General features: G+C 48.1%; 11 protein-coding genes. 9 read left to right on the top strand and 2 right to left on the bottom strand.

Annotated elements, in window-relative coordinates; genetic code table 11:
- Positions 1–2 precede the first annotated feature (2 nt).
- Complete coding sequence (kdpB, locus tag PKO02S_RS17360) at positions 3–2,036, top strand: potassium-transporting ATPase subunit KdpB (RefSeq protein ID WP_127585106.1); 2,034 nt, start codon at positions 3–5, stop codon at positions 2,034–2,036.
- Between the two features lie 214 nt (positions 2,037–2,250).
- Positions 2,251–2,817, top strand: a complete 567-nt coding sequence (kdpC, locus tag PKO02S_RS17355; RefSeq protein WP_246067104.1) for a potassium-transporting ATPase subunit KdpC — start codon at positions 2,251–2,253, stop codon at positions 2,815–2,817.
- 141 nt (positions 2,818–2,958) lie between these two features.
- Here the strand turns inward: kdpC and PKO02S_RS17350 are convergent, their stop codons facing one another.
- The gene (locus tag PKO02S_RS17350) at positions 2,959–4,854 is read right to left on the bottom strand and encodes a polysaccharide deacetylase family protein (protein ID WP_127585105.1); all 1,896 of its coding nucleotides are present in this window, start codon (positions 4,852–4,854) and stop codon (positions 2,959–2,961) included.
- A gap of 390 nt (positions 4,855–5,244) precedes the next feature.
- Between PKO02S_RS17350 and PKO02S_RS17345 the strand changes: the two genes are divergently transcribed.
- From PKO02S_RS17345 to PKO02S_RS17330, 4 genes are all read left to right on the top strand, one after another.
- Positions 5,245–7,674, top strand: coding sequence for a fibronectin type III domain-containing protein (locus tag PKO02S_RS17345; protein ID WP_127585104.1), 2,430 nt, complete (start codon positions 5,245–5,247; stop codon positions 7,672–7,674).
- An 83-nt stretch (positions 7,675–7,757) separates the two neighbouring features.
- Positions 7,758–8,819 (top strand): hypothetical protein, encoded by a 1,062-nt coding sequence (locus PKO02S_RS17340; RefSeq protein ID WP_127585103.1) that lies wholly within the window; start codon positions 7,758–7,760, stop codon positions 8,817–8,819.
- On the top strand, positions 8,816–13,912 hold the full coding sequence (locus tag PKO02S_RS17335; protein WP_127585102.1) for an RHS repeat domain-containing protein: 5,097 nt from the start codon (positions 8,816–8,818) through the stop codon (positions 13,910–13,912). The genes PKO02S_RS17340 and PKO02S_RS17335 overlap by 4 nt, the downstream gene beginning before the upstream one ends.
- Before the next feature lie 15 nt (positions 13,913–13,927).
- Complete coding sequence (locus PKO02S_RS17330; protein WP_127585101.1) at positions 13,928–14,287, top strand: hypothetical protein; 360 nt, start codon at positions 13,928–13,930, stop codon at positions 14,285–14,287.
- A gap of 335 nt (positions 14,288–14,622) precedes the next feature.
- On the opposite strand, the gene PKO02S_RS17325 is transcribed toward PKO02S_RS17330, so the two are convergent.
- Positions 14,623–14,970, bottom strand: coding sequence for a helix-turn-helix domain-containing protein (locus PKO02S_RS17325; RefSeq protein ID WP_127585100.1), 348 nt, complete (start codon positions 14,968–14,970; stop codon positions 14,623–14,625).
- A 141-nt stretch (positions 14,971–15,111) separates the two neighbouring features.
- On the opposite strand from PKO02S_RS17325, the gene PKO02S_RS17320 reads away from it, so the two are divergent.
- From PKO02S_RS17320 to PKO02S_RS17310, 3 genes are all read left to right on the top strand, one after another.
- On the top strand, positions 15,112–15,813 hold the full coding sequence (locus PKO02S_RS17320) for a hypothetical protein (RefSeq protein WP_127585099.1): 702 nt from the start codon (positions 15,112–15,114) through the stop codon (positions 15,811–15,813).
- A gap of 373 nt (positions 15,814–16,186) precedes the next feature.
- Positions 16,187–16,648, top strand: a complete 462-nt coding sequence (locus PKO02S_RS17315) for an HGGxSTG domain-containing protein (RefSeq protein ID WP_127585098.1) — start codon at positions 16,187–16,189, stop codon at positions 16,646–16,648.
- Between the two features lie 97 nt (positions 16,649–16,745).
- Positions 16,746–17,312, top strand: a 567-nt coding sequence (locus PKO02S_RS17310; protein ID WP_164821515.1) for a hypothetical protein, incomplete at its 3' end; no start/stop codon positions are given.

Raw genomic sequence — 17,312 nt, 5'->3', positions numbered from 1 at the left:
ACATGGCAACTAGCAGGAGTAAGAAGCTGCTGAACGGCGAACTCGTCGGGAAGGCGATCATAGATAGCTTGGTGAAGCTGAATCCGGTCACGATGATGAAAAATCCGGTTATGTTCGTGGTCGAGGTAGGTACGTTTGTGGTGCTGCTGATGACGGTGCTGCCCGGGTACTTCGGGACGGAGGATGCGATTGGGTTTAATTTTGCGGTATTCTTCGTGCTGCTGTTCACCGTACTGTTCGCGAATTTCGCGGAGGCGCTGGCGGAAGGGCGGGGGAAGGCGCAGGCCGACTCGCTGAAAAAGTCCAAAAAGGAGATCACGACGAACAAGCTGGTTGGCGGTGTCGTGAAGCAAGTGCCTTCGACGGAGCTTCGCAAAGGGGATCTGGTAGTCGTGGCGCAGGGAGAAATGATTCCGGGCGATGGCGAAGTGGTGGAAGGACTGGCTTCGGTCGACGAATCCGCGATCACGGGGGAATCGGCGCCGGTTATTAAGGAAGCGGGCGGCGATTTCAGCTCGGTGACGGGCGGGACTCGTGTTGTGAGCGACCGCATTCAGGTGCGGATTACGAGCGATCCGGGGGAATCGTTCATCGATCGGATGATCTCGCTTGTGGAGGGCGCGAAGCGGCAAAAGACGCCGAACGAAATCGCCTTGAACACGCTGCTGACCAGCTTGACGATTATTTTTCTGATTGTGGTCGTGACGCTGGCTCCGATCGCGCGTTATTTGGAGATTGAGCTTTCGGTTCCGGTGCTGATCTCGCTGTTAGTGTGTCTGATCCCGACTACGATCGGGGGGCTGCTCTCGGCGATCGGCATTGCCGGTATGGACCGGGTGACGCAGTTCAACGTCCTGGCCATGTCCGGTAAAGCGGTGGAGGCGAGCGGCGACATCAATACGATGATACTGGACAAAACGGGAACCATCACATTCGGCAATCGGATGGCCAGCCAGTTCATTCCGGTTGGTTCGGAGCGGATGGAGGTTTTGGCAGCGTGGTCGGCGGTTGGCTCGGTGAAGGATGAGACGCCGGAAGGCCGTTCCGTGCTCGAGCTGATGAAGAAGCTTGGGTTAGCGTATGACGAGTCTGTGGCTGTTGGCGGGGAGTTCATCGAATTCAAGGCGGAGACGCGGATGAGCGGCATCGACTTGAAGGACGGTCGGCGCGTGCGCAAAGGCGCCGTCGATGCGGTCCGCCGCTGGGTGGAATCGCTGGGAGGGACGGTGCCGGCGGACTTGGGGGCGAAAGGCGATGAAATCGCCATGGAGGGCGGCACGCCGCTGGCCGTCGCGGTGGATGGCCAAGTGTTCGGGTTGATCTATCTGAAGGATACGGTTAAGCCGGGCATGAAGGAACGGTTCGACCAGCTGCGTCAGATGGGCATCAAGACGATTATGTGTACCGGCGACAATCCGCTGACGGCTGCGACGATCGCCCGCGAGGCGGGGGTCGACGACTTCATCGCGGAGAGCAAGCCGGAGGACAAGATCGCGGTCATCCGCCGCGAGCAGGCCGAGGGCAAGCTCGTCGCGATGACCGGCGACGGCACGAACGACGCGCCGGCGTTGGCGCAAGCCGACGTCGGGCTGGCGATGAACAGCGGGACGGTCGCCGCCAAGGAGGCGGCCAACATGGTCGACTTGGACTCCGATCCGTCCAAGATCATCGAGGTCGTCGCGATCGGCAAGCAGCTGCTCATGACGCGCGGCGCCTTGACGACGTTCAGCATCGCGAATGACGTGGCGAAATACTTCGCTATCATCCCGGCGATGTTCACGGTGGCGATTCCGGAGATGGAGGCGCTGAACGTGATGCGGCTCGGTTCGCCGTTGTCGGCGATATTATCGGCGTTAATCTTTAATGCCGTGATCATTCCGCTGCTCATCCCGCTGGCGATGAAGGGCGTCGCCTACAGGACGATGAGCTCGACGAAGCTGCTGCAGCGCAATATTTTCGTCTACGGGCTGGGCGGTGTCGTGGTGCCGTTCGTCGGGATCAAGCTGATCGATTTGGTCGTGCATTTGTGGATTTAAGCTGCGGATTAGTGTAGAGATAAGGCATGGCGGAGATGAAAAGGCGAGCTTCTAATTAGAAGGGACTGGATGCGCTGTGAAACAGGATGCGTGGGTCGGTGGCGCAGGAGTAGGCGGTGAGCGGGAAGGAGTTGGCGTGGGTGCAGACGGCGAGTGGGAAGGCGGAGGCGGCGCACGCGGTGAGAGGGGAGGCGGGCATGGTGCCCGAGTCTCGCTGTGGGTCGCGATTCGGGCGGGGCTTGTGTTCCTCGTGCTGTGCGGCCTCATCTATCCGCTCGTCTGCACGGGCGTCGCTCAGGTGCTCATGCCGGGCCGGGCGAACGGCAGCTTGATCGAGAGCGCCGACGGGGCGGTCGTCGGGTCGGAGCTGATCGGGCAGAAGTTTGAGGACCCGAAGCATTTTCAGAGCCGCGTATCGAGCATCGACTACAAGGCGGAGGCTTCGGGCTCGAACAACTATGCGCCGTCCAATCCGGCTTTGCAGGAGCGGATGGAGGCTTCGATCGAGGAGTGGAACAAGTTGAACCCGGAGGTGCCCTCGGGGCAAGTTCCGCTGGCGCTGCTGACGAACTCCGGCTCGGGGCTGGACCCGCATATTACGCCGGAATCGGCTCGCGTGCAGGTGCCGCGGATCAGTCGGTTGACCGGAGTGTCGGCTGCGCAGCTGGAGCAACTGGTGGACGATCACACGGAAGGGCGCGATTTAGGCTTGTTCGGGGAGCCGCGCGTCCATGTGCTGAAGCTGAATATGGCGTTGGATGTTTTGTTGGCTGGGAAATAGTTTGTTAGTAGAGAAAACCGTCGGGTTCCACATCAAGAGGTGGGGACGCCGACGGTTTTTTGGCTTTTGGAGTAAGAACTGGATGTCTTTATGGATGAGAAGAGTGCACGGCTCGGCCGCTTGATTTCGTGTTTTGCAGAGTCATTTTGACCCTTGCACAGCCAGATCGCTCGATTTCTGGAGCGGGATGCGAGTCACGCCAACTGGGATATCGAGAATCCACTGACGGTGACGGATGCCGAAACGCGTGACGGATTGGGCGCAGCGGATCGTAGCCGAATGAATACCCGCCGCTGTCGCTGCGGCCACATCTGGGTCGACGGCGGTGTCTTCCGGCAGCAGCAGCGTGAGTCCTTTGCACGGCTGCTGCGCGGTAATCACGATGGCGTCGTCGTGCGAATCGATGTCGACGCTGACGCCGTTGCGGCGTTCTTGCCATTCGTAGAGCTCGCGTGCCGTCCACCAGGCAAGGCCGCGCCCGGTGCCGTATCGGACGAGATCGACGAAGTTCGGTCCGATGGGTTCATATGCGAGCATGGTCGCCGGGTGGAACAGGAAATGCGCTACGCCGTAAACGTCGGCACTCCGGTCGATTAGCGCTTGGGCTTCGGGTTGTGTGCAGCGGATCGGCATTGGCGGGTCCCAAGCGAGCGTCGGATTCGCGTACACGTTCATGAGGCGATTGCGTTCCGCCGGCGTCGAGACCGGTCGGTAGAGATGGCAGGTGCCGGCGAGGAACCCTTTGTTCCCCTGCTTCGTGCCGCCCTTGCTCTGCTCGACGACGATGCCGCTTTTTTCGCACCAGCGGTAAAACTGCACGTCGCCTTCCCAGCGCAAATAATGGTTTTTGTTGGCGATGACTTGGGTGCGGTCGGCGTCGGCCGGGTCGGGATGGGATACGGCCAGCTGGGAACGAAGCTGAGCAAGCTGGGCGCGGTACAGCTCCTCATCCCAATAAGCGCCCTCCGCCTCCAGAGCGTTGTAGTGCATCGCGATCTCGTGCCCCTCGGCCACGATCCGGCGGTACATGTCGGCATCATAGCCCGGCATGATCGTACACCAGCTCGACCGGATGCCGGCTTCGCGCAGCCGGTCGAGCATCATCCGGGCGCCGGCCGGGTCGTTGCCGTCGGTATCGTGTGAGATGTGGCCGATCGCTTCGAGCCCCTCCGGCCAGAACCACAGCTGTGCGAGCGGCCGCCCGATCCTCGCGTGCAGGTGGTGCAGCAGCCGCAACAGCAGCACACGGAACTCGTCGACAATCGGGTGGAGGAAGAACGGAGCACCTTCCTCTTCTACCCGATCGCGATCGCGGTCCCAGTCGAGGACGCCGCCGTCGTCCGCTTTGAGAATGTCGTCGCAGATGGCGGCCGTGCCATCCGGAGCGGGGACGGCGTCGCGCAGCACGGCGACGCCGTCCTGAATGAGCCGGCACGTGCGCGGTAGGTCGACGGCTAGCAGCGCGGCCGCGCCTGGGCCGACGTCGCGGATCGTGACGGCGGGGTAGCCGGCAGCCGGGACAGTGGCCGCCAGCGGCAGCAGCGCGCCGTGCGGTTCCACTTCTTCGGCGGCACCCGCCGCGAGCTCGACGAGCGTCGCGCCGAAGAAGTGGAACGAGCTGCGCAGCCCTTGGGCCAGCGACGGCTTGGCGGTAGCTTCTGTTGCTGCAGCGATTGATGCGCCGCTTGAGCTCGTCTCGGCCCAGTCGATCCAGCCTTCGCGGATCGATTGGATGCGCTTCACGCCGAGCGTCGCGTCGAGGCCGTGCGTGCCGCCGGCGACGAGGATCGCGTTGCCACGCGCGCAGTAGGCGGTGAACAGCGCCGCCAGCTGTGCGGACTCGGCCGCGTCGGCAACGTCCAGCTCGGCGATCAAGGTCAGCCCCTCGGGCTGTACCTCGCGCCAAGCTTCCAGCGTCCACTCGTGATAGGCGAGCCCTGCATATTTTAATATCTCCGCCCAATAAGGCGCTTCCGCATCGCGGCCTTGCCGCCACAATGCCTCCGCTTTCTTGGGACTCCAGATCAAATGAATCATGTCGCATTTCCTCCGCTCATCTCGATGTATACAACTGTTTTACAGGGATAATACATCTTAGATACATCCTATAGCCATCATAAGGGTCGAGCGAGTTGGCGTCAATGAATGAATTTTTGGGAGTTCGCGCAGTGGGGCAGAGGGGAGTTGAATCGTAGAAACCATGCAATTGTGCCGTAGTTCTCGTTGTGCAACGTACCAGATTCCTAATATTTTTCTAAATGACCACAAAAAAGCATAAAACAGGTATGAAAACGGAAAAGTGACAGTTTCCGACAGGTGGAACACTCAAATAAAATAAATGGGATTAAGGTTTTCCTGAAAGATGGAGGCGATAAAGTATATAGAAAATTAGTGGAAATAAACTATATTCTAGGGAGATGTCGAAGAATGCAATTCAGGATGAAGAATGTGCTCATGTTTATATTGGTAATTTGTTGGATATTAAACTTCTTGCCGAATCTAGCAATTGGACAAATAGTGCCTGAGTTAAAGAGCGTACAATTGGATGAAGAGAACATGAATCACTTAAATTTTATCAAGTACTCAACCGGATCGAAGGATATAGAAAATATTGAAATAAGCGAAAGTTTAGGTTTTGTAGAAGGTAAAAAAATAGTGAGAGAACTTCCTGAATTAAGAAATCAAACGAGTAAACAATTTCTCTTAGAAGACGGTAGTTTCGTAGCGTACATTAGTAGTGAACCAATTCATTACGAGGATGAAGATGGTAATTATCAGGAGGTCAAGACGAAACTTGTCGACGAAGAATTTATAGAAGCAGTTAGGAATGTAAAGATCTCAAGAGAAGCGGCTAAACATCTCCCCAAAGTAATAGATAGAACTATTATTGCTAAAGAGAAAAATAATCTCTCAGAAGGCTATTTTCGAACATTACAGACCAATTACCATTCTCTGCTTCCAAAACAATATTCGGATGGCTACTCCATTAGCAGAGGTAATGACACTCTGACGTTTATCCCACTTACTGCCAATAATAGTTTGGGGGTGATGAATGCGGTCTATGATAATCAAATTAAGTATTACGAGGTTTGGAAGAGTACGGATGTATTACTTGAGGCAAATACACGTGGAATAAAAGAATCCATTATTTTGAGGGATGATACGGCACCAAAATTATTTTCATTTGAGGTTGAAGGAAACATCATGGACGACTTCAGTGCTGGACAATTGCAAATTAGCCCAGCTTTTGTTGAAGACTCGAATGGAACTATCAGGTTGGTAAAACAATCACTTCGAAAAGAGAGCAATCGAACATACCTTGATTTAATTATTAATACCGAAGGCTTAAGTTATCCCATGGTACTGGATCCAGCAGTTTTTTATAACACGGTGAATAGAGGCTCAATCAAAAATAAGTATTATATTATGGACGAATATCAGAACTCGCCTTCCAGTTCGGAAATTGATACATTTTCAGAATATTATGTTGAATATACGCTTGACAATTACCAAGATTCCATTTATATACGAAAGTCTTTTGTAAAGTATGATACAAGCTCTATCCCAGCAGATGCTGTTATATCAACAGCACTTCTAACTCATACGGATTATATTAATTGGAGAACGAATACAACCACAAATCCGTTTACATTAGGATTGTACTCCTATGATTTTGGTCCGACCCTGGATCCCTCCGACTATAGCGCCAATGCTCCACTAGTTGCAAGTTTATCTGTAAACACTGGAATTAATTATGGATACGGATATACAACTTTTCAATTGCCTGCTACTGCAATCAATAAAGCTGGCATTACTTCTTGGAGAGTAGAAGCAATAAATATATCTAGCAATAGTTTTGCTACTTGGGATGATGGGGGGCCTTATGCGGCACCAAGTTTATACGTTGGGTATACCACTGATACCACCGCTCCCTCAGTACCAAGCGGTGTGGTAATTACGAATCGAACAGCGACATCGATATCCATCGCTTGGAATCCATCGACAGATAATGTTGGGGTATACAGTTATATTATCAATGGGTGCGGCAATCCAAAAGATGTTTCTGGATCAATTACAAGTTATACGTGTACAGGATTGACGCAAAATACTTCTTATACTTTTACGGTTAAAGCGAAGGACATAGCTGGAAATGAATCGGCATTTAGTTCTGGTGCAACTACTCAAACCCTTGCAGATACAATAGCACCAACAAAACCTTCATTAACTTATGAAGCCTACTACGAGAGCAACCCATACTTCATTCTTCTATATGCATTTAATAGCTACGATGAAGTCGGGGTGACAAGTACCGAATATTTCAAAGATGGGCAATTGACGTGGACCACCCCAGGACAAGACCCTTTTTTCACTTTACTTCCCAACACTATGTATCATTTTACTGCACGTACTAAAGACGCAGCGGGAAATGTGTCGCCAATGAGCGATGCCTTGTCTGTTATTATTGATTCTTTACCGCCAACCGCTCCATCTACTCCTTATATCTTAACTAGAAATGGAGCGAGTGCTACTATTTCTTGGTTACCTTCGTCCGACAATGTCGGTGTATCCACCTACTACATTTATGATAAGTCAAACCAAATTGGATCAAGTGCAGTACCGACGTTTACCTATTCCAATTTTCAAATGAATAGGCTATATCAAATTACAGTTCGAGCAAAGGATGAAGCGGGAAACCTATCAGTGCCAAGTAAAACATTACTCATTTATTCAGGGAACAAACAGTTTAAGTATGATTCGAAAGGTAGGCTTGACTATATCCAGTTTAGTTCGGGAGAGAAATTGAAATATACATATGACAACAATGGGAATGTTCTTCAACAAGTAGTTCAACCATAATTCACTTACTGCTTTAAAGATAGAGTATAGTATATAAAATTTTGCAAGCAAACATTTCTAATAAAAAATTGGAGTGACTGCGAATGAAAAGCGTGAAAAGATACATTCCCTATCTCTTATGTTTCCTTCTTGTTTCCAGTAGCTTCGGATCGTTCTCGGTCCTCTTTGCTGCGGGGATTGTTCCTGGAGTTATGAAAGAAAGCAAGAATTCCACGGCAACGGACATCATACTGCCCGAACATTCCCCAGTCCCGCCCACCGAGGGAAGCTACGGGACGGAGAATAGTACGATTCGTCTGGATGTACCGTCCATAAAGCGAAATGATCAAGCAACGTCACCTACGGAAGTCGCGGAATGGTTCCAGCAGGGATATGGCATGAAAGACCTGTTAAAGGCTAACGAATTATCTGCAAGAAGCAACCAAAGCATTCAATCTTTACTCGATGCGAAAAAGGATGAACAAAAAGATTGGAGTGCCATTGAACAAAAAACAAGGATGAACGTTCCTGCTGAGTCCATGAAGTACCACCTGCAGCAGGAAGAATACAATTCTTTACTTCGTGCAGGCTATGACGCTCAGGATGTGGGTTGGGCTTACAGCTTGGGACTGAAGTACGGTCAAGATCCTAAACAGCTATTGGAAGAGCAAAAATCCAAAAAAATCGATTGGTACTTGATTAGTAAAGGACTCGAATCACAGGACAAGATGCAGGTCATACAATTGATCGACCAGTTTCCAAATGAATATCTCACTTTACAGCAAAGCGGATTAACCGTACAACAGCAATGGGAAATCTTATATGCATTTTCCATTCTATACTCTAGTAACAGGAAAACTAAAGAATCTGATATGAAAAAGAGGGAAGAATCTCAACTTATGGTGGAGCTAATAGACACCTATAAAAGAAGTGGACTTGCAGGGATTGTTGAGATGCAGAAACAAAGCCGCAGCCAGAGCGATCTACAGACCAGCCGGCGTATGGCATCGAAGGGACTGTTGGATAGCGACACTAAGGGGATTCCTGAAATAACATTGGAAAAATTAGAGGTTATTGCGGAGAGACAAAATCTGCCGTTAAAAGATGTTATACAGCAGTATAAAGAGACGCGCCAGGAATCCTCTATAACGGAGGGAAGACAATGAAAAGACATATGATAAACATATGTAGAGCATTCTTTCTCGTTATACTTCTGTTTGGTGCAACTGCTCAGACGGCGATGGCTGACTTGAACAGTGCCATTATAGCTGAGTTGAACGGGAGAGTAAATCCACAGCTTGTGAATGAAAGCCAAAAGCCAAATCTGGCTGACCGCAATCAGTCAGAAGAATTGATTGACCCGCAGACCGGCTCATTGACATTGATTCAACATGATTTGAGTCTGCCGGGAAGAGATGGATTGAATCTCAACTTGTCCAGAATTTACAACTCTGCCCAGGCCGAGATTGGAACCAAGCGGGTGGGTTACTCAGAGACGAATTGTCAATGGGAGCCTCACTATATTCCCGTGTACCAGAATGTCACCCATGAGTACGACTTGTATTTGGATCATTTTTTTAATGGTATTGTGTACGCGGGCACTTATATCAGTTACTCCGACGCGGATGCCGCCGGGTATGCAGCAGCACAGGATCCCAACACATGGTATGTCGGATGGTCGGTAGAAACCATTGACGTACCGGACTATGATTACTACCTGTATTCCTATATTGACTACTATTATGAGGTTTGTGATACCGATATATCCAACTATGTAGACAGCAACAATTATTTAAGAAACCGATACGACCTCGGTAACGGTTGGGCATTTGCCTTTCCGTCCGTTCAAATCGAGGGCGGGTATCGCCATTTTCATGATGGCTCGGGAGCCGTATACGAAGTGGATTTCAACCAAGGCGGAACCAATTTGAAGCTGTACCAGGGCAATGATGTTATATTCGCCATTGACAATCAATCCTACAGTAACGGGCAGTATAGCTCCGCATATGTATTTACAGGTGCAGATCTTAAAAAATATTATTTTGCTTCTTCTGGAATCCTGTTAGGCATCAAGGATAGGTTTAACAATGAAATCAAATTTAGTTACACCAATCGAACGATTAATGGCAGCTCCTACCCGTTTATCTCTGAAATTGTAGATTCGATCGGAAGAATCATTGCATTTAGCTATCAAAGTACGATAAATGGCAGTTACCCGGCATTTCCTGGAGAAGATATTACGGTAACCGTTTCTTTGCCTGGTGTTTCCGACACGTATCAAGTCAAGTATACGAAAATGAGAGACAACATTAATGGTAGATATGAGCCGAAGCTTTGGAGAGTTACACAAGCGGAGGGTACTTCAACCGCATTGAGTATGTATTTTGATTATCAGATATCATCCATTGGTTTTCGTTTTGATGAAAAGACGGTGCTGTATGGCGGTACTTCCCAATCGGCTTTATTAACAAAGGTTGCGTACCCGCTAAGTCAGAGCAAGTACGAATATGAACCTGTCAATCGTAATCTGGGAAGCGATGGTTTGTATCAGGCCTATCGGATTAAGACTCGCTACGATCAAAAGTATGTATTAAGCGGAGGACAGTGGGTAGAAACCGGTGATTTGCATCATGTGGATTATACCTATACGAGAGATGTTAGCGGATACCCTACGTATCATTCGGATAATTCCTTGCCGCAGTCCTACACGTATGACTCCCAAGCAACGATTCGAGAAACCAATTTGCGTACCACATATACGTTCAATGGACTTCGGCAAAATACTTCGGTTGAAGTTTTGGTAGGGAACAATGAGAAGCTTGTAACGAGCTATTCCAGCTTTCACTCCACATACAAATTTAAACCTCTCGTAACCAAATTGGAAGAGTATTCCAGTCCGATCCATTTAGTCACTGAGCGATTTGTAGAAAACACATATTATGATTGGGGCGGAGTATCCTCTATTACGCAACCTCTAGTAGCCAGTCTATTCTATTCAGGGGAGAAGCAGAAATATACGACAACCTTTACTTATCATCCTACAAACCGCTCGTTGCTTAACGGCAAGAGTTGGTATCAGAATGTGACAGACCCGGTGGCTTCATCGGAAAGCTACACGTATGATGCGAATGGCAGGGTACTTACGGCAACGAATGCCCTTGGGCAAGTCACGGTACATCAGTATACGATGAATCAGAATAAAGTGGAGAAAGAAACCATCATCGTTTTACTGGAGGATGGCAAAACAGCTAAAACGGAAAACATATTCGATTCGAGCACTTACTTCGTGTTCCCCTCTAGTATGGTTTCGTATTATACGGATGAAGCAAATCAAATAAAAACATCGACTAATACGTATACATATGGGATGCTTCGCGGACAAGTCAAAACTGAAAAGGATAACAACAATATTGAAAAGCAATTTTTCTACGACGCGTTAGGAAGAACGATCACCATAAAATTCCCTGCATACACATCATTGGATGGCATTCCATATGCGGCTGAAGACAGAACTGAGTTTGTAACAGGAGTGACCACATCGGATTTTGATGCTGTGAATACCAATACAAAATCCATGAAGGTTCGATCATATTTGATCGTTAACGGTGCTGGGCCGTTATTCAATGAGCGGGAGCGATATTATAACGGTCAGGGACAACTTTTATTAAGCAGGTTCAAGGATTATCAGAATAATCGGGATATAGTGGAAACACAGTATCGTTATGATACGGTAGGTAGACCGATTTATGCGAAAGATGCTGAAGAAAACACGGAGCAGTATGCTTACGATGACTGGGGTAATGTGTCGGAGCGAACCGATACTTGGGGAAATCTATTTCGACTGGACAGCGACATTGCTCAGAAAAAAACCACTGGCTTTTTTGTGGCCGCCTCCAATGTGACCGCTTATCGTTCGAATCCGACTAACAATGGGCTGAAATCCAACGTAGTAGAGACATTTTATAATAATTTCGATCAAGTCAGCAGTCGGAAAGCGTATCCGTCATGGCCATCTACGTCCAAGGTCGTAACGGAATCCTACTTGTACGATATTTTGGGGAATGTGGTTGTCTATCGCGATCCCAGCTCATACAACGTGTCCCCGTCTTATCAGACAACCTTTGGCTATGATAAATTGAATCGATTGTCAAGTGTGACAAATGCCAAGAATGAAACAACTTCGTATGCATACTCCACACTTGGGCAACTCCAAACGACTACGTTGGCTGATGGAAAAGTAATTACAAAGTCGTACAATGAACTTGGAGCTATCCAGGAGAAAGTTGGGCCAGCCGAGCAACCAGAAACATATGTGTCCAATGCCTTGTTGCAGACCGTAAAGCGAACAGATCCAAATGGCAAAAAGTTCGAACTTGCATATGACGAATGGGGTCGCAACAAAGTCAATGCTCAATGTGCTCAACAAAATCCTTGCACTTCGGGCTCGAAGTGGAGCACCTATTACAACGCGATGCCGTTCGGACCGGAAAAGGTTCAAGTTTGGGCTGGGAGCAGTCTTCTAAGCTCGCTTCACTACGATTATAACTCTGCAGGACAGGTCAAATCCAAGTCTATCGTTAGTGAAGGATTTACTCAAACCGTCACTAGCGAGTACAATCGATTAGGTGCGCTAACAAGCATAACCAACACGAATTACAGTACGCTTTTTAAGTATAGCAAAGATCGATTGGAGTTTGTTCAGACGGACGGTTCCTCCGTTGCAAACACATCGGATGCCGTCAACGCCAGGTACACGTATAACCCGAATGGAACTTTATATTCCATCATTTATCCGAAGTTAACGGATAATACGTATCTGAGTACTGTGTACGAAGAATATGATGATTTGAAGCGACTCAAGAAAGTATCCAACTACAAAGGAACTCAACTGCTTTCCCGTTTTGAGTATCAGTACGACGATAACGGGAACATCACTGCAAAAACCGATGATCAAGGGACAACCACGTACCAGTATGACCGTCTGAATCGATTGAAGACCATTTCCAGACCGAATGGGACATGGGCCGAATATAGCTATGATTCTATTGGGAATCGATTCGAGTCTGTAGGAGAATACGTTGGAAGCTTGGAATCCGGAGCGTATTCGTATGACGTATGGAATCAACTTACGCAAGTAAGTGGCGAGCAAGGGATAACTAACTTTTACTACGGGCCTGATGGGTTGCGGACCAAGAAATCCACACCTGCTGAAACCGTTCGGTACGTCTATAACAATAATGGCAAAGTTATTGCTGAAGCGGATGCTGGCAACACAATACTAGCTAATTATGTCTGGGGACCAGATCGGGTATTGTCTCAAAAAGATTCAGCCACTGGCAAGCACTACTACTATCTGTATAACGGACATGGCGATGTGATACAAATAGTCGATACAGCGGGGAACATCAAAAATAGTTATTCTTATGACGAGTGGGGGAACGTGTTTCCTTCCCGGGAAACAGTTAGGAACCCGTTTCTGTACGCAGGGGAGATCCTGGACAGAGAAACTGGGCTTTATTACCTAAGAGCAAGGTATTATGATCCGAGTATAGGTCGATTTATTAATAAGGATACGTATGAGGGCCAGATTAGTAACCCACTGAGTTTGAATTTGTATACGTATGTAGAAAACAATCCTCTAACTAGGGTTGATCCAACAGGACATACCTGGGGGTGGGCTCTTAACCTTATTTCAAAGGCTTACAACACTGGTAGACTGGCTGATTATGAAGGCTCTAATATGGTTTTTGGAGCAAATGTTATTTCTTATACAGTTGGTTCTGAATCTATGAAAGAACCATATACTCAGTTGTTTACACCACTTCATGAAATAGCACAAATCAATGTAGCCAAAAAACTAAAGCAAATGTACGGAGAGAACCCAGAATTAGAGAAGGGCCTTAAAGCGAATAACAATGGAAAGAAAACAAAGTATGAAGCTGATATTGTCTTAGGAAAAAAAGTTTGGGAAGTGAAGCCTTTACATGGCGCGGATCCCAAACCGCAACTTGAACTTTATAAATCGTTAGGTGGATTGACTGAAGGTGAGACTCTTGAGACAATGTCGGGAATCACATTGGCAGGTAATGTGAAAATGCGAATTAGTTTTCCAGAGCCGGGTCAAGCGATTTATTCTATGTACTATGTAGAAGATGATGGAAACCTCACAGAGCTTAGTACAGCAGCCGCAGCGGCCATCATATTTAGGGAATTAGCGAAGTCTTTACCTGGTGGTAGGAGATTCTCACCAGCATTTTAAAAACGGGGTGAAAAAATGGCAAATATCAATTGGGACAAAATTGAAGAGGTATACTCTCCGCTAAACAAAACTCCTAAGAAAGGAGAACTTCTAGAATTAGAAATTATTACAAGTGAACAGATTGATAAGTTTAATTTGGAGTTAATCAAATCATTTATACGAAGCTGGTCCCTTCTTCTAAACAATAAACATGTAAAAGTGTTCAAGGTCTTGGAGATAATAGATGGTCCGAATCTGATAAAGGCCAAAATACAGTTAAAAATTCAAGTGACAGAAGAAGCAGAAGAATTACGGAGATTTTGTCGAGATATACTGCATATTCTAAATACTGATCATATTCAAGTCACCAGGTTCTCAGTAAAAGATGCATTGTAGAGAAAGTTATCCCCTTTACCACAATACGACTAATCTCGTATTGTGGTTTTCTTTATCTCGTGCAGAAGTCAATCTATCGTAGTATCTGAAAGTAACAGCATTAGCCTGATTGCGCTCATCTGTAACATAAGGAATAATCCTCTTTGAGTTTGCCGGGTCTGATTGATTCCAGTCGGCAATATCAAGATTGTTGTTCATTATGTTACAGTCATGATGGCTCAGTGGATACTGGCTCTTAACTGTATTTATACGATTCGCGGACTGCTTAATCCAGTTTGTGTTTCAGATAGAAAAACCTTCATCGCCGCATAGAGCGGGATGAAGGCCGGGCTGCCTTAGGAGTCCTTCTCCGCATAGGAGGAGGTAATCTCGATCAGCACTTTCTTAAACATCTGAATTTTCTTGATATCCAACGTATCCAGAATAGCAATAACCTCATCCTGGGCTTTATCCTTCTCCTCAGATAAAGAATCATCGAAGTGCAATAGTTCTCTAACGGGCACATGGAGGGCATCCGCAATCTTGGCTAGATTCTCCAGCGAAACGTTGCGTTCACCACGCTCCACTCCGCCTACGTATGAGAAGTGAAAGCCGCTTTTCTCGGCAAGCTGATCCTGGGACAATCCTCTGGATTTCCGAATCTCTTTAATTCTGCCGCCAACCGCCTTTAGAATATCTGCCACGTTCAACACCTCAAAATTAGTGTAGACAATGGGAAAAACAAGGGTAATAGGCAGAAAAGTATCATGAAATAATACTAAAAAGTATTTTTGTGTTGTATAATTATGGCTATGCCAACTGATTAATGAAAGGATGCATAGCCATTGCAGAAGAACCCCACCGTTCCTAAAGGGAGTCCCCACACGAATTCAACGGCCACTTTGTCTCAGCAATCAACGAAAATGAATGGGAAAAGTCCATCCAAAAGCAGTAACGCATTGCAAGGTTGCATCGGCTGTCTCGGTTTCGGAATTGTTCTGCTCATCGTAGGTGTCTTTGTAGCCAGCTTGTTCTCGATGAACGAAGACGATCCAACGGTTTCGCCGCAACCGACAATGCCACGAGTGGCAGGAACCACCAGCATTGCAAAGCAGGATAACCTAGTCGAACAGCAAGTCAGAACGGTTATCAGCAAAACTGCCGGAACCAAAAGCAGCGTTGGCGGCGAACGAATCATGAGCTTGCAGGTGAATGAACATCAGGGAACAACAAGGCCGGATGATCATATCGTTGTCGCCACCCTACTAGCCGACAATGCTGGAGGATCGACGAAAAGCCGGATGCAGTTTCAGTCCATGGATGTATTCAAGCAACTGTTCGCTATGAGCACGATGGAGGAGGTCACTATAATTTGGCAACTCCCGCTAGTAGACACATACGGTAAAGTTGAGAACAAGCCTGTTATGAAAATCACTATCGATAGAACGACCGCAGCCAAGATCAATTGGGACAACTTCAACCGCAATAACTTCAGCCAAGTAGCGAATGGATACTTCGAACATGCCACACTACAGAACGATAACTAAACGGTATGACCACAGGCCACTTGAATTTGAGTGGTCTTTTCTATGGAATCACCCGGAATTACGTGCAACCGTGAATTTACGGTAAGATCACCGTTCTATGCCCGAGAGGTAGTAACTCACTCGAACTCGGCGAAAGGTTTCGCAGCGCCTAGGCTCGTTAGTCAGACACGGTAAAGGCTGTATATGCCGCACTTACTAACGAGGATGAACGGTTGCCTATAGCGACAGAGGACATGAAAATCAGTATTAGATACTCCCTAGCCGTAATAAACAGGAACGAAAATAAGGTATTCATAACGTTGTTGGGCAAAACTGAACACCCAAGTTTTCAAACACGAACGCTATGCAGGTTATTCAGAGGAGGCGCAAGTCTATGATGAGAGGCCAGAAATATGTCTGCGGAGCGAGAACCCGCAGCGGGACGAGCTGTAACAATCTGCCCATGAAGAACGGGAGATGTCGCTTGCACGGCGGCAAGAGCAAGGGGCCAAACAACCCAGCCAAATTGAGAGGAAATCGGAATGCAGTCGGTAATAAGGCAGCACTCACAACAGGGGAGTATGAGACGATCACGTGGGAGACGTTGACCGAAGAGGAGAAAGGGTATCTCCGAGAACAGTATCGCTTGCAACCCGATGAGCAAATTGACTTTCCCTTTGAAATGGAAAGTATACGAGTTGCCCGAATGATGCGACGCGCCAATCAGTGGGATGAGAATTCGAGTCGGTATTTCGAGGAACTTATAGCTGTTGAGAATGCCATCACCCGCGTATCCGGCAGAATGTTGACCCTTGTAGCAGAGATGAACGGGGTACTGCCCAGTGATTTGAAATAATCGAATGAATTTGAAACTCCACTTAAACGTTGACCCGAATTCGTTATATATTCTAATGCCACGGTGCAAGTACTCGCCTAAAGGAGTTGGGTTTCCAGTGACACTAAGGTCAGAAGCTTTGCAGTACGACGAGTTAGCGGTCTCTATAAAACCGCTGTCGATCTATCAGAAGCCGACAACGGAAAGAAATGCCGAACAGGTCAGGAGGTTACTACAGGAAGGGATTAGTCAGGGCGGTGCAGCTTATGGACAAGCGGTGTATAAGCTGGCTCAACACTTCATTCAAGAATGCGGCTACACGTACGGGGCCGCCAAACGCGAACTCCGCCAATGGACATGGGCGAAGTGCAGCACCAGTTTGTACGATCCGGAACGCGCAGATGGAATCATTAGCGCCATTTGTTACAAGCTCTGCTACACCTGCTATAAGGGTATAAGGCCGTCCCGATCGACCAGGCTCAAGGATGGAGAGCTTTGCGATGAGGACTTACAGGAAATTCGGCTGGTTGAAGAGAAGCCGCTACGAGTTCTGTACGCCATCCTCTACCGGCATGGGAAGGTATTTGGAGATCGTTGCGGGCGATTCTACATGACCTACCAGCAGATGATGGAGGCTGGTTCAGGCAGGAATCGATCACGGCTGAAAGCCCAAGTAGAGCGGTTA

The organism is Paenibacillus koleovorans NBRC 103111, assembly GCF_004000845.1.
GTDB classification, from domain to species: domain Bacteria; phylum Bacillota; class Bacilli; order Paenibacillales; family NBRC-103111; genus Paenibacillus_AA; species Paenibacillus_AA koleovorans.
The sequence above is the reverse complement of the archived record's forward strand: the minus strand, read 5'-3'. Positions and strand labels throughout refer to the sequence as shown.

Bases quoted from the DNA above. Each gene is read 5' to 3' on its own strand.
- kdpB (WP_127585106.1), top strand. From the start codon at position 3: ATGGCAACTAGCAGGAGTAAGAAGCTGCTGAACGGCGAACTCGTCGGG.
- PKO02S_RS17350 (WP_127585105.1), bottom strand. From the start codon at position 4,854: ATGATTCATTTGATCTGGAGTCCCAAGAAAGCGGAGGCATTGTGGCGG.
- PKO02S_RS17345 (WP_127585104.1), top strand. From the start codon at position 5,245: ATGCAATTCAGGATGAAGAATGTGCTCATGTTTATATTGGTAATTTGT.
- PKO02S_RS17340 (WP_127585103.1), top strand. From the start codon at position 7,758: ATGAAAAGCGTGAAAAGATACATTCCCTATCTCTTATGTTTCCTTCTT.
- PKO02S_RS17335 (WP_127585102.1), top strand. From the start codon at position 8,816: ATGAAAAGACATATGATAAACATATGTAGAGCATTCTTTCTCGTTATA.
- PKO02S_RS17330 (WP_127585101.1), top strand. From the start codon at position 13,928: ATGGCAAATATCAATTGGGACAAAATTGAAGAGGTATACTCTCCGCTA.
- PKO02S_RS17315 (WP_127585098.1), top strand. From the start codon at position 16,187: ATGATGAGAGGCCAGAAATATGTCTGCGGAGCGAGAACCCGCAGCGGG.